Raw genomic sequence first — 12,687 nt, 5'->3', positions numbered from 1 at the left:
CGCACCCACCAACACGGCACCTCGGGCCCGCAGGTGGCCGGGCACGGCCCCACGGCGGGAGGCGGCCACCGCTCTCCTCAGCCCGCGTCGGTGGGTCGCTCCTCCTCCAACAGGTCGAGCAGCAACGCGGCGGTCCAGCCGAACGCCGGCGAGCCCAGCCCGACTCCCGTGTCCGGGTGGAAGTACTCGTGGCAGCCGGCGGCGGCGACCAGCCCGATCATCGACCGGTGCAGCCCGGCGGCCAGCTCCGGGTGCCCGTGCAGGAGCAGGCCACGGCGCACCAGCCAGCCGATGTTCAGCCAGCTCGGCCCGCGCCAGTAGCGCAGCGGCTCGAAGTCCGGCGCGGTCCGGTCGTACGTGGGCAGCGGCCGCTCCATCCGCCGGGCCACCCCGAAGCGCGCCGAGCATGCCTCGACGACCAACGCGTCGACCTGCCGGGCCGGCAGGTCGGGCAGGATCAGCGGCGCCAGCCCGAGCACCGTACGGGCCGGGAGCAGCCGGTCGGTGCGCAGGTCACGCGGTGCGAACGTGCCGGTCACCGGGTCGTACAGCCGACGTACCAGCGCTTCGGTGATGTGGGCCGCGCGGGCCCGGTGCGGACCCGGGTCGACGCCGACCATCTCGGCGATCCGGGCCAGCGCGTGCTCGGCCGCCCCGTACGCCGCGTTGAACAGCGGACACTCCACCAGAAAGGGGTGGCCGTCGGCCAGGGCCCGGTCGGCGTAACCCTGGTCGCGGTAGGCGGCGACGATCGCCAGGTAACGCGCGTAGTCCAGGTCGGTGGGGCGGTGCGCGGCGTCGGCGTGCGTGGTGTCGTGCCGACGGTACGCGCGCATCACCGCCGCCTCGGCCGGCACCGCGGCCATCGGCTCGTCCCAGGCCGGGCTGTTGTCCAGACCGGACTCCCACGGGTGCACGATGCAGACCAGCCCCTCGCCGGTCAGGTCCCGCCGGTCGGCCAGGTACCGTTGCTGGGCGACCAGCGCCGGATAGAGCCGACGCAGCGCGGCGAGACCGGCCGGGTCGGGCGCCCTCCGGTACGCCAGCCACGCCGCGAGCGCGTGCACCGGCGGCTGGACCAGGCCGGAGGTGTCGAGGGCCGGTGAACCCACGGCGACCGACGAGCGCCACAGCTCGGGCCCCGGGAAGTAGGCGCCGACCCGCATCGCCGGGTTGAACACGATGTGCGGCACCCGCCCGTCGGCCCACTGGGCCCGGAACAGGCTCGCCAGCTCCCGCCAGGCCCGCTGCGGGCGGACCTTGGCCAGCCCGATCGCGATGAACGCCGAGTCCCAGCTCCACTGGTGCGGGTAGAGCGTGCGGGACGGCACCGTGTGGTCGTGCTCCCAGTTGGCGTCCAAGGTGGCCACCGCGAGCCGGCGCAACTCGGCGAGATCGGCCGGGCCCCCGGTGCGGGTCGGCGCGGCCCCGGCGGTCACGCCGCGGCCTTACGGGGCAGCGCGTGCCGCAGCACCGTCGCGGCCTGCTGCAGAGCGCGGACCGGGTCACCCCGCAGCCGGCACTCCAGCGCCAGCCAGCCACGGTAGTCGAGCTCCAGCAGGGTACGCACGAGCGCCGGCCAGTCCAGGTGGCCGGCACCCGGCTGATGACGGTTGGAGTCACTGACCTGCACGTGCCCCAGGTACGGCGCGGCCGTCCGCAGCGCCCGGTGCACGTCGTCCTCCTCGATGTTCATGTGGAAGGTGTCGGCGACCACCCGCAGTGACGGCAGTCCGACCGCGGCGCAGAGGCCGGCCGCCTCGTCGAGGCGGTTGACCATGTGGTCCTCGTACCGGTTGAGGGGTTCCAGAAAGAGGGTGACCCCCTCGGCCCGGGCGTGCTCACCCAGCTCGCCGAGGGCGTCGAGGAGCACCCGCCGGTCGCCGGTCGGCGGACGCGGCGGCTCGAACGGCGGCAGGCGTCGGGAGAACATCCCCCAGGACGCCGGGGTCATCGCCCCGACACCGCCCAGCTCGGCCATCACCGACAGTTGCGAGCGCAGGTTGCGCACCGCGTCGGCGGAGCGGCCCGGGTCGAAGTCGCCGATGAAGTGGTCCATCTCCACACAGACGGTGGGCATCACCACCCCGGCGGCGCGTGCCCGGCGCAGTTCGGGCAGCCGGCGCGCGAACGCGAGGTCGCCGCGTCCACGGAGCTCGATGCCCTGGTAGCCGAGGGCGCTGGCGAGCGCCCACTTCTCGATCAGGTCGGTGCCCGGCAGGAGTTGTTCCTGGCAGGCCAGCGCGATGGTGGTCATTCAGAACCTCAGCACCACTTGGAGGACGTCACCGGCGCCGCGGTCGAGCAGCGCGAGGGCGTCGGCGACCGCGCTGGCGTCGACGATGTGGCTGACCAGCGGCAGTGGGTCGACGCTGTGCTCAGCCACCAGTTCCATGAAGGTCTGTGCCACCCGGTCGCCGGTCCATCGGCCGGCGGTGCCGGGCGCCGGCGTCGGCCCGGAGACCTGGGCCGCCACCAACTGGATGCGGTTGTGGTGGAACTCCTCGCCGAGGCCGAGACCGGCGGCCTGGCCCTGGTAGAAGCCGGCGGCCACGACCCGACCGGCGTGCGCGGTCGAGCGGATCGCCTCGTGCAACGCCGGGTACGACCCGGACAGCTCCAGGCAGACGTCCGCACCTCGGCCACCGCTGGCCAGGCGCAGCACGGTGGCCGCGGACTCGACGCTGGCGTCCACCGCTAGGCGGGCGCCGTAACGGGTGGCGTGCGCCAGCCGGCTGGGCACCCGGTCGACCGCCACCACCCGGGCGCCGGAGAGCACCGCGAGCCGGGTGGCGAGCAGACCGATGACGCCCTGCCCGAAGACACCGACCCAGTCGCCGAGGTGCAGGTCGCCGGCGAGCACGGCGGTCAGCGCGACGGCGCCGGGCCGGGCGAAGACCGCGGCGAGCGGGTCCAGGCCGGCGGGCAACGGGCGGACCGCCTGTGCGGCCAGCACTGCCTCGGCGCGGTGCCCCCAGATGCCCCAGACCAGCTGCCCCCGGTGCCGGTCGGTGACCTGCGGCGCCACCTCGACGATCTCGCCGACCTCCTCGTAGCCGAAGCCGATCAGCGGGTAGGGCACCGGGGTCTGCCGGGGCACGAACATCCGCGTGACGTCGTCCCAGTCCTTGCTCAGACGGGGGTTGCTGCCTCGGTAGAGGGTGAGTTCGGTGCCGGCTGAGATGCCCGAGTAGCAGGTGCGCACCCGAACCTGGCCTGGGCCGAGCGGATCCGGCGGGCAGGGCTCGAGGCTGATCCGTCGAGGCCCGGCGAGCGAGACAACCCAGTTGTCCATGTGTCACATCCCGGTAGCACTGGGCTCCAGGATAGGCAAGAAATCGGTATATGTCTTGTTATTGATCAATCGAAGGTGTTGAATCCTTCTTGTACCCTTCGAGAGGAGTGCCACCGATGTCAGCACCTCCGAGGCGGATACTCGCCACCACCCTGATCATGACACTTGCCGCGAGCACCTTGCTGGCCTGCGGCGACGACGGATCTGACAGCAACAGCAAAAAGATCACCGTTTGGAGTCTGGAGGACGTGGCCGACCGGGTCACCGCCACCAAGGCGATCATCGCCGACTTCACCGCGCAGACCGGCATCCAGGTCGAGCTGGTCACCGTCAACGAGGACCAGTTCCCCTCGCTGATCGCCGCCAACGCCGCCGCCGGTGACCTGCCCGACGTGGTCGGCTCGGTCTCCCTGGCCGGCATCCGTACGATCGCCGGCAACGAGTTGCTGCACGACTCGGCCAACGCCGAGATCGTCGAGCAGCTGGGTCGGCAGACCTTCTCCCCCCGGGCACTGGAGCTCACCTCCGACGACGGCAAACAGCTCTCCGTGCCCAGCGACGGCTGGGGGCAGCTGCTCGTCTACCGCAAGGACCTGTTCGATGCCGCGGGCCTACCCGCCCCCGACACGTACGAGAAGATCACCGCCGCCGCGGCCAAGCTGAACACCGGCGGCGTCGCCGGCATCACCGCGGCCACCGCCCCCAGCGACGTGTTCACCCAGCAGACCTTCGAGCACCTGGCACTGGCCAACGGGTGTCAACTCACCGACGACGCCGGCGCGGTCAGCCTCGCCTCACCACAGTGCGTCGAGGCGTTCCGCTTCTACAGCGACCTGATCCGCACCAGCTCGGTGAAGGGCGCGCAGGACGTGGACACCACCCGGGCCACCTACTTCGCCGGTAAGGCGGCCATGCTGGTCTGGTCGCCGTTCATCCTCGACGAGCTGGCCGGGCTGCGCAACGACGCCAAACCGACCTGCCCGCAGTGCCAGGCCGACCCGAGCTTCCTGGCGAAGAACAGCGGGTTCGTCACCGCGATCAAGGGCCCCAACGGCACCCAACCGGCCCAGTACGGCGAGATCAGCTCGTGGGCCGTGCTCGACGGCGCGGCCGCCGACCCCGCGAAGTCCTTCGTGGAGTACATGCTCGGCGACGGCTACCCGCGCTGGTTCGGGATGTCACCCGAGGGCCGATTCCCGGTCCGCAAGGGCACCGTCGCCGAACCGGAGAAGTTCCTCACCGGGTGGAACGCCAGCCAGGCCGGCGTGGACGTGAAGAAGCCCCTCGCGGACGTGTACGGCGACGAGGTGCTGGCCACGCTGCGCAGCAGCCCGGACACCTTCCAGCGCTGGGGGCTCACCCAGGGGCAGGGCAAGCTGGTCGGCGCCATGCTCGGCGAGCTGCCGGTGCCCAAGGCGCTGAACGACGTCCTCTCCGGCAAGTCCGACGCGGCGGCGGCCGCCGCCCGGGCCAAGAAGGACGTCGAAGCCATCAAGGCGGGCGTCAATTGACCACCACCGCACCCGGCCCCGGCCGCTCCCCCACCCGGGAGCGGCCGGCCCCGGCCCGCCGCCGCCGACCGCTGACCCTGCGCCGCCGCGAGTCCCGGGCCGGGCTCGCGCTGGTCGCCCCGACCCTGCTCGTCACCATCGCGGTGATCGGCATCCCGATCATCTGGACCGTGGTGCTCGCCTTCCAGCGGGTCCGGCTCGCCACGCTGCGCAAGACCGGACTGGTCGGCGAGTTCACCATGGACAACGTCGACCGGGTGCTGCACACCCCCGGCTTCGCCGAGACGCTCTGGACCACGCTGCTCTACAGCCTCGGAGGCACCGTCGGGTCGATCCTGCTCGGCCTGGTCGCCGCCCTGGTCGTCCGCCGGCCGTTTCGCGGTCGCACCCTCGTCCGGGCGTCCATGCTGCTGCCGTACGTCGCCCCGGTCGTCGCGGTGACCTTCGTCTGGCAGGTGATGCTCGACCCGCAGCTCGGCATCGTCAACGACTGGGGGCAGCGGCTGCTCGGCTGGGACGCCCCGGTGCCGTTCCTGTCCCAGGAGTCCACCGCACTGGCCACGGTGATCGTGTTCGAGGCGTGGCGCTACTTCCCGTTCGCGTTCCTGTTCCTGCTGGCCAGGCTCCAGGCGGTGCCCGGCGAGTTGGAGGAGGCCGCGCGGGTCGACGGTGCCACCCCCACCCAACGGTTCCGGCACATCCTGCTGCCGCAGCTGCTGCCGGTGATCGCCCTGCTCGGCGTCCTGCGCTTCATCATGACGTTCAACAAGTTCGACGACGTCTACCTGCTCACCGGCGGCGCGGCTGGCACCGAGGTGGTCAGCGTGCGGGTGTACGAGTTCCTCACCGCGCGTACCGACATCGGCGCCGCCGCCGCACAGGCGGTCGTGCTGGCCGTGGTGCTGATCGTGTTCGTGCTCATCTATCTGCGCTTCTTCGGACGGAGGGTCGGCTGATGGACCGGGACGCCGTCGAAACGGTGAGCCTGCGCTGGCTGCGCCGCCTGGTGATCGCCGCGTTCCTGGTGATCACCGTCTTCCCCTTCTACTACATGGTGGTGCTCTCGGTGCGCCCCATCGAGCGGCTGCTGCTCGACCCCGGGGCGTTGGTGGTCGGCTTCGGCGAACTCACCGTGGCCACGTACGCCGAGGTGCTCAGGGCCACCGACGACGGCGGCCAGGGTTTCCTCACCTTCATCCGCAACAGCGGTCTGGTCGCCGTCGCGGCGACCCTGCTCACCCTGGTGGTCGCGATCCCCGGGGCGTACGCGGTGGCCCGGCTGCGCTTCTTCGGCCGGCGGCAGGTCGACTTCCTGTTCCTGGCCGTCTACCTGTTCCCGTCGATCGTCATCGCGATCCCGCTGTTCGTCGTCTTCACCCGGGCCGGGCTGCGCGGCTCACTCTTCGGCCTCGTGCTGGTCTACATCTCGCAGACGCTGCCGGTCTCGGTCTACATGCTGAAGAACTACTTCGAGACCATCCCGGTCAGCCTGGAGGAGTCCGCCGCCATCGACGGTGCCGGTCGGCTCGGCATCATCCGGCGGGTCAGCCTGCCCCTGGCGATGCCGTCGATCATGGCGGTCGCGCTCTACGACTTCATGATCGCCTGGAACGAGTTCCTCTTCGCCCTGTTGTTCCTGGTCGACAAGCCCGACCGGTGGACGGTGTCGCTCGGGCTGTCCCTCCTCGCCGACGGGGTGGAAGTGCCCAAAACGGTGCTCATGGCCGGTTCGGTCGTGCTCACCCTGCCCATCGTGATCCTCTTTTTCGCCAGCGAACGGCTGCTCACCGAGGGTTTGACCAGCGGCGCGGAGAAGGGGTGAGCGGGCCGGCAGCAGCGTCGGGGAAAAACACGGGCTGTGACACCCCCCACTGTCGCCTTGCGGTCCGTACCATCGGCACGTCCATTATCTGGCGCAGCTGAGGAGCCAGCGCATGAGTCAGGCACGACCTGCACGTCCGACCGAGACGGCCGGCGAGGACTACACCGATCGGCTGCAGCGACTCGGTGGGGCACGCTGGAAGCAAATGCTCGACGTGCAGGCCCCCTACCGGTGGAATCTGCGCCGGCTGAAGCTCGGGAAGACCCTCGACGTCGGCTCCGGCCTGGGCCGTAACCTGGCCAACCTGGAAGACGGCGTCGGGGTCGACCACAACCCCACCTCGGTGGCGCACTCCCGGGCCGCCGGCCTCGAGGCGTACACGATCGAGGAGTTCAAGGAGAGCCCGCACGCCCGCCCCGGGGCGTTCGACTCCCTGCTCGCCGCCCACCTGCTCGAGCACATGCCCGCCGAGGAGGCACGCGAGGTCATCTCGTCGTACCTGCCGTACGTGCGCTCCGGCGGGCAGGCCGTCTTCATCACCCCGCAGGAACGCGGCTACGCCAGCGACGCCTCGCACGTCCGGTTCGTCGACTTCGCCGAGGCCGCGAAGACGTGCGAGGCGCTGGGCCTGACCGTCACCAAGCAGTACTCGTTCCCGTTCCCCCGGGCGCTCGGGAAGCTCTTCACCTACAACGAGTTCGTCACGGTGACCCGAGTCCCCTGATCCCGCTGTCCCGGGTCGGCCGCCAGGTGGCTGCCGACCCGGATACGGTGACCCCATGGCCAACCCGACCCGCTGGGAGACCGACACCGGGCCCGAGCACTCACAGTGGTACATCGACCGGTTCCGCAAGCTCGCCGCCGACGGCGTGGACCTGGCCGGTGAGGCTCGACTGGTCGACACGCTGGTCCCGCCCCGCTCGCGGATCCTCGACGCCGGCAGCGGCACCGGCCGGGTCGGCGCCGCTCTGGCCGAGCGCGGGCACTCCGTGGTCGGGGTCGACGCCGACCCCGCGCTGGTGGCCGCCGCCCGCGCCGATCACCCCGGCCCGCGCTGGCTGGTCGCCGACCTGGCCGAGTTGGATCTGCCGGCGGCCGGCGAGGCCGAGCCGTTCGACGCGGCCGTACTGGCGGGCAACGTGCTCGCCTTCGTCGCGGCCGGCACCGAGCCGGAGGTGCTGCGCCGGGTCGCCGCGCACCTCCGCCCGGACGGCGTACTGGCGGTGGGCTTCGGCACCGAGCGCGGTTACCCGCTGACCGCGTTCGACGCCGACGTGGTCGCCGCCGGCCTGCGCCTGGAGCAGCGCTTCGCCACCTGGGACCTGCGCCCGTGGCGTGACGACGCGTCCTTCGCGGTCAGCATCGCGCGGCGCCCCGCCGACTGAGACCCGTCACCGCCGGGGTCGTCGCCCGGGCCCGCGGCCGTCGGCACGTGGCCCGGGCGTCAGTCGGGGGCGGCGACGGCCCGGGCGGCGGCCGGGTCCAGAGTTGCGCCGGCCGGCACCAGGCTGACCAGGCCGGCGGGCAGCCGCAGCGGGCGCACCGTGCGGTAGCCGAGCATCGCGAGCACGTCCCGGTCGGCCAGCACGTAACGCCGGCCCAGGTCGGTGACCACGGAGACGGCGCCGCCGGACGCGCCGGGCGCCGCGGCGGCCTCGACGACCGCGCCGCGACCCGGCTCCACCACCACGTGGTCGGCCAGGACCGCGCCACCGGTCGGCGCGGTCCGCGGCACGACCGCCAGGTTTGGCAGCGGTACGCCCCAGCGCACCTCGCCGACCCCTCCGTCGTCGCCGATCCGCGTGCAGAGCGCCGCGCCGTCCACGGCGGCGAGCCGGGGCGGAGCCGGCGGTGGAGCGGTCGGACCGGTCGGGGCGAGGTCGGGCACCGTGGGCAGCGCGGCGAACCGGCCGAGCGTCATCGGTTCCGGCTCGCCCTGCCCCGTTCGGGCGAGCAGCAGGCCGGCCTGCAACTCGGTGATCCCGGCGAGCCCCGCGTCGAGCGCCACCGCGTACTGCCGGCCACCGCCGGAGTTGGACACCAGGTAGACCTGGCCGATCGCGGCACCCGGCACCCGGGTGGCGCCCCGGCCCAGCCCGGGCAGCTCGAGCGGGGCAAGGTCGGCACCGGCCGGCAGCGAGTTGAGCAGGGCGGGCGCCACCGACACCGCCTGGGCCCGGGTGGTGGCCAGCGCCGCCAGCACCCGGCTCGGATCGCGGACCAGGTAGCGGCGCTGGTGCCAGACCAGATGCAGGCCGCCGTCGGGGTGGCGCAGCAGCAACGCGTCGTCGCCGAGCGGTCGACCACCGTCGGGCTCGGTGCCGATCAGCAACGCCGAACGCGGCGTCTTGTCGGCCGTGTCGGCCTGGATCGTCGAGCAGACCGTCCACGCCGCGGTGGCCAGCCGACCCGGCGCGGGCAGCGAATCCGGCGCGTCGGCGATGCCCAGCGGCAGACCGCGCGGCACGCCGTCGATCGACCGCCGGGAGACCAGCACGGTCTTCGACCGGTCCGCGCCGACGATCAGCAGCGCCGAGGCGTAGTTGAGCACCGGGTGCAGCTTCTGTTCGCGGTAGACGAACCGGGCGCCGGACTCCTTCTCCACGATCACCGCGCCCGGGTCGCGCCAGCCGCTGCCTCCGCCCGCGAACAGACCGTAGAGCGCCGAAGCGCCCAACCCGATCGCCGCGACCAGCACGCTGGCCAGGCCGGCACCGGCCAGCCGCCGGAATGGCGACTGGGCGGGGTCGGTCTCCCGCATCACCAGGGCGGCGACCGCTCGCTGGACGCTGAACTGGTAGGAGTGCAGCTGGTCCTGCCGCGACGGCATGTGGTCCCTTTCCGCTCGATCGGCCGGGCACAGGATATGCGCTGCGTCGATGTCCCGTGGACCCAGCGTTGCCGCCGCGGGATGGCCGGTAGCATCCGGGGACGGATCTGGCGGCGAGAGGACACCCGTGGGCGCGCGTTTCGAGGAGTTGGCCTGGCGGGAGACCCCGATCGGCGCGATCAGCCTGCGTCGGCGGCGGGACCCCGCGCTCCAGGTCGAGGTGTACGAGGTCAAGCTCGACGACGAGTACCTGATGTCCAGCCTGTTCCCCGTCGCGGAGATCGAGCTGGCCCGGCTGGGACTGGCCGAGCTGACCGGCGACGCGCTCGACGTGGTGGTCGGCGGCCTCGGGTTGGGCTACACCGCCCGCGCCGCGCTGGACGACCCACGGGTGCGTTCGCTGCTCGTGGTCGAGGCGATCGAGGACGTGATCGACTGGCACCGGCGGGGGCTGCTGCCGTTCGCCGCCGGGCTCGCCGAGGACCCCCGCAACCGGTTCGTGCAGGCCGACTTCTTCGCCGCGGTGGCCGGCGACACGGGCTTCGACGCCGACGCGCCCGGTCGGCAGTTCGACGCCGTCCTGCTCGACGTCGACCACTCCCCGCGCAACGTCCTGCACCCCAGTCACGCCGCGTTCTACGCACCGGATGGTCTACGCCGGCTGGCCGCCCTGCTGCGCCCCGAGGGGGTCTTCGCGCTCTGGTCGGACGATCCGCCGGACGTCGACTTCACCGCGGCGCTCGTCGAGGTGTTCGCGACCGCGCAGGCGCACGTCGTGCCGTTCGCCAACCCGCTGACCGGGGGTCAGTCCGCAAACACCGTCTACGTCGCGCGCAAGGCCGGCTAAGCCAACCCAGCCCGCCGCCGCCCGACGCTTGCCGCGCCACTGCTTGATCAACACGACGTCGGCGAAGTCGCGGCATCCCACCGCTTGATCAACACGACGTTGGCGAAGTCGCGGCATCCCACCGCCGACGACACCCCGACATCAGCGACCCCGAGTCGATCAAGGCTTTGAGCGGACGTTGACCCCTGACTCTGGGCGAGCGCTGTGCTCGGGCATGGTTTCGGCCGGATCGGGAAGGTGACCCGGACGTCGTTGCCGCGGGCGCGACCGGTTACCGGAGGTGGACATGCGTGCACTGCTCTGGGTCGTGGGCGTGGTCGCTGGCGTGTTGATCCTGCTCGGGCTGATTCTTGAGGCGGTCCGCTGGCTGATCATCATCGGCTTGATCGCGCTGGTAATCGTGATCATCCTGGGTGTGGTCAAGGGTGGGAAGGCCGCGGTGCGTCACCAGAGCCGACGGTGACGCACGGCGGGGCCGGGCCCGCTCAGAACCAGTCGGCGTGCATCGCCAGCGTGGTCTGGTCCCGGCTGTCCAGCAGGTCGAACTGTGGACCGGTACGGGGCAGCTCGACCGTGAAGAAGTAGCGCGCGGCCTGCCGCTTACCGGCGTGGAAGGCGTCACCGGCCCCCTCCGGTGGCAGGGCCAGCACCTGCTCCAGCCACATCCAGGCGATCACGACGTGCCCGGCCGCCTCCAGGTAGACGCTGGCGTTGGCCAGCGCGAGCACCGGATCACCGTCGGCCCAGAGCCGGCGGGTGCTGTCGACGAGCCGGTCCACCGAGTCGGCCAGCCGGCCGGCCAGCTCGGCGGCCTCGCCCTCGGCCTTGCGGGCGCGGTCGATCGTGTCGCGGATCGTCCCGGTCAGCAGGGTCAGGCCCGCACCCTTCTGCATGATCATCTTGCGCCCCAGCAGATCCAGCGCCTGGATGCCGTGGGTGCCCTCGTGGATCGGGTTCAGTCGGTTGTCCCGGTAGTGCTGCTCGACGTCGTGGTCACGGGTGTAACCAGCGCCGCCGAGCACCTGGATCGCCAGGTCGTTGGCGGTGAGGCACCACTGCGACGGCCAGCTCTTGGCGATCGGGGTGAGGACGTCCAGCAGCAGGTGCGCCCGCTCGCGGTCCGCCTCGGCGGGGGCGGTCTTCTCCTCGTCGAGCAGCCGGGCGCAGTAGAGGACCAGAGCCAGCGCCCCCTCCACGTAGCTCTTCTGCGCCAGCAGCATCCGGCGTACGTCGGGGTGGTCGATGATCGGCACCTGCGGCGTACCCGGGTCCTTGGCGCCGACCGGGCGGCCCTGCGGCCGTTCCCGGGCGTACGCCAGGCTCTTGAGGTAGCCGGTGTAGCCCAGCGCCGTGGCGCCGGCCCCCACCCCGATCCGGGCCTCGTTCATCATGTGGAACATCTGCGCCAACCCCTGGTGCGGCGGGCCGACCAGGTGGCCCACCGCACCAGCCCGCCCGGCCGGGAGGTGCCCGCCGTCGCCGAAGCTGAGCAGGGTGTTGGTGGTGCCCCGGAAGCCCATCTTGTGGTTGAGCCCGACCAGGACCACGTCGTTGCGGTCGCCGAGCGACCCGTCCGACCCGACCAGCACCTTGGGCACGATGAACAACGAGATGCCCTTCACCCCGGGCGGAGCGCCGGGGATGCGCGCCAGCACCAGGTGGACGATGTTCTCGGCCAGCTCATGATCGCCACCGGAGATCCACATCTTGGTGCCGAAGAGCCGGTACGTGCCGTCGTCCTGCGGCTCGGCGCGGGTGGTGATGTCGGCCAGTGAGCTGCCCGCGTGCGGCTCGGACAGGCACATGGTGCCGTAGAACCGGCCCTCCAGCATGGGTCGGACGTAGGTGTCGACCTGCTCGGGGCTGCCGTGCGCCAGCAGCAGGTTGGCGTTGCCGAGGGTGAGGAACGGGTACGCCGACGTGGACACGTTGGCGGCCTGGAACCAGGCGAAGCAGGCTGCCGCGACGGCGTGCGGCAGTTGCAGGCCGCCGACCGAGGCGTCCAACCCGGCGGAGAGCAGGCCGGTCTCGGCGAAGCTGTCCAGTGCCGCGCGGACCTCCGGGATCAGCCGCACCCGCTGCCCGTCGAAGGTGGGCTCGGCGAGGTCGGCGGCGCGGTTGTGCGGGGCGAACTGCTCGGTGGCCACCCGCTCGGCGAGGTCCAGGGCGTCGTCGAAGGTCTCCCGGGAGTGCTCGGCGTAGCGGGGGCGCTCGACGAGCTGGGTCACCCGCAGCCAGTCGTGCAGCAGGAACTCCAGGTCGCGACGGGAGAGCAGGGTGGACGGCACGGCACTCCTCAGCGGGCACGGGGGTGGGTAGGTGCGGGGCGCCAGCCCGGCGTCGCCCCCGGCCCATCCTGACGGATACACCGGGCGTACACCA

12 protein-coding genes are annotated in these 12,687 nt (G+C 72.1%); 7 read left to right on the top strand and 5 right to left on the bottom strand.

Going from position 1 to position 12,687, the window contains the following annotated elements:
- Positions 1-77: 77 nt before the first annotated feature.
- Genes V6V47_RS15430 through V6V47_RS15420 form a run of 3 tightly spaced genes read right to left on the bottom strand, consistent with a single transcriptional unit; the run spans position 78 to position 3,295 of the window.
- Positions 78-1,439 carry an MGH1-like glycoside hydrolase domain-containing protein gene (locus V6V47_RS15430; RefSeq protein WP_334628896.1) on the bottom strand — a complete coding sequence of 454 codons (1,362 nt, stop codon included), beginning with the start codon at positions 1,437-1,439 and terminating at the stop codon, positions 78-80.
- Positions 1,436-2,257: a sugar phosphate isomerase/epimerase family protein gene (locus V6V47_RS15425; RefSeq protein ID WP_334628895.1), complete on the bottom strand. Its 822-nt coding sequence runs from the start codon at positions 2,255-2,257 to the stop codon at positions 1,436-1,438. The genes V6V47_RS15430 and V6V47_RS15425 overlap by 4 nt, the downstream gene beginning before the upstream one ends.
- Positions 2,258-3,295, bottom strand: a complete 1,038-nt coding sequence (locus V6V47_RS15420; RefSeq protein ID WP_334628894.1) for a zinc-dependent alcohol dehydrogenase — start codon at positions 3,293-3,295, stop codon at positions 2,258-2,260.
- 116 nt (positions 3,296-3,411) lie between these two features.
- On the opposite strand from V6V47_RS15420, the gene V6V47_RS15415 reads away from it, so the two are divergent.
- The 5 genes from V6V47_RS15415 to V6V47_RS15395 all read left to right on the top strand — a co-directional run bounded on the left by V6V47_RS15415 (position 3,412) and on the right by V6V47_RS15395 (position 8,013).
- Positions 3,412-4,806 (top strand): ABC transporter substrate-binding protein, encoded by a 1,395-nt coding sequence (locus V6V47_RS15415; RefSeq protein WP_334628893.1) that lies wholly within the window; start codon positions 3,412-3,414, stop codon positions 4,804-4,806.
- Complete coding sequence (locus V6V47_RS15410; protein ID WP_334628892.1) at positions 4,803-5,762, top strand: carbohydrate ABC transporter permease; 960 nt, start codon at positions 4,803-4,805, stop codon at positions 5,760-5,762. The genes V6V47_RS15415 and V6V47_RS15410 overlap by 4 nt, the downstream gene beginning before the upstream one ends.
- Positions 5,762-6,628: a carbohydrate ABC transporter permease gene (locus tag V6V47_RS15405; protein WP_334628891.1), complete on the top strand. Its 867-nt coding sequence runs from the start codon at positions 5,762-5,764 to the stop codon at positions 6,626-6,628. The genes V6V47_RS15410 and V6V47_RS15405 overlap by 1 nt, the downstream gene beginning before the upstream one ends.
- Before the next feature lie 112 nt (positions 6,629-6,740).
- Positions 6,741-7,352: a class I SAM-dependent methyltransferase gene (locus V6V47_RS15400; RefSeq protein WP_334628890.1), complete on the top strand. Its 612-nt coding sequence runs from the start codon at positions 6,741-6,743 to the stop codon at positions 7,350-7,352.
- A 55-nt stretch (positions 7,353-7,407) separates the two neighbouring features.
- Positions 7,408-8,013 (top strand): class I SAM-dependent methyltransferase, encoded by a 606-nt coding sequence (locus V6V47_RS15395; protein ID WP_334628889.1) that lies wholly within the window; start codon positions 7,408-7,410, stop codon positions 8,011-8,013.
- Positions 8,014-8,072: 59 nt separating this feature from the next.
- Here V6V47_RS15395 and eccB read toward each other — a convergent pair whose 3' ends face one another.
- A complete protein-coding gene (gene eccB, locus V6V47_RS15390) occupies positions 8,073-9,458 on the bottom strand; it encodes a type VII secretion protein EccB (RefSeq protein ID WP_334628888.1) in 1,386 nt (461 codons plus the stop codon).
- A gap of 127 nt (positions 9,459-9,585) precedes the next feature.
- On the opposite strand from eccB, the gene V6V47_RS15385 reads away from it, so the two are divergent.
- Entirely contained in the window at positions 9,586-10,305 is a 720-nt protein-coding gene (locus tag V6V47_RS15385) for a spermidine synthase (protein WP_334628887.1), read from the top strand.
- 286 nt (positions 10,306-10,591) lie between these two features.
- A complete protein-coding gene (locus tag V6V47_RS15380) occupies positions 10,592-10,768 on the top strand; it encodes a hypothetical protein (RefSeq protein ID WP_334628886.1) in 177 nt (58 codons plus the stop codon).
- A 22-nt stretch (positions 10,769-10,790) separates the two neighbouring features.
- On the opposite strand, the gene V6V47_RS15375 is transcribed toward V6V47_RS15380, so the two are convergent.
- Complete coding sequence (locus V6V47_RS15375) at positions 10,791-12,593, bottom strand: acyl-CoA dehydrogenase (RefSeq protein ID WP_334628885.1); 1,803 nt, start codon at positions 12,591-12,593, stop codon at positions 10,791-10,793.
- Between the last annotated feature and the right edge of the window lie 94 nt (positions 12,594-12,687).

It is taken from the genome of Micromonospora sp. CPCC 205539, assembly GCF_036906815.1.
In the GTDB taxonomy this organism is placed as follows: domain Bacteria; phylum Actinomycetota; class Actinomycetes; order Mycobacteriales; family Micromonosporaceae; genus Micromonospora.
Note: the sequence above shows the minus strand (reverse complement) of the source record. Positions and strands in the feature narration are given on the sequence as shown.

Coding starts and splice junctions, on each gene's coding strand:
- V6V47_RS15425 (WP_334628895.1), bottom strand. CDS start 2,257: ATGACCACCATCGCGCTGGCCTGCCAGGAACAACTCCTGCCGGGCACC.
- V6V47_RS15420 (WP_334628894.1), bottom strand. CDS start 3,295: ATGGACAACTGGGTTGTCTCGCTCGCCGGGCCTCGACGGATCAGCCTC.
- V6V47_RS15415 (WP_334628893.1), top strand. CDS start 3,412: ATGTCAGCACCTCCGAGGCGGATACTCGCCACCACCCTGATCATGACA.
- V6V47_RS15405 (WP_334628891.1), top strand. CDS start 5,762: ATGGACCGGGACGCCGTCGAAACGGTGAGCCTGCGCTGGCTGCGCCGC.
- V6V47_RS15400 (WP_334628890.1), top strand. CDS start 6,741: ATGAGTCAGGCACGACCTGCACGTCCGACCGAGACGGCCGGCGAGGAC.
- V6V47_RS15395 (WP_334628889.1), top strand. CDS start 7,408: ATGGCCAACCCGACCCGCTGGGAGACCGACACCGGGCCCGAGCACTCA.
- eccB (WP_334628888.1), bottom strand. CDS start 9,458: ATGCCGTCGCGGCAGGACCAGCTGCACTCCTACCAGTTCAGCGTCCAG.
- V6V47_RS15380 (WP_334628886.1), top strand. CDS start 10,592: ATGCGTGCACTGCTCTGGGTCGTGGGCGTGGTCGCTGGCGTGTTGATC.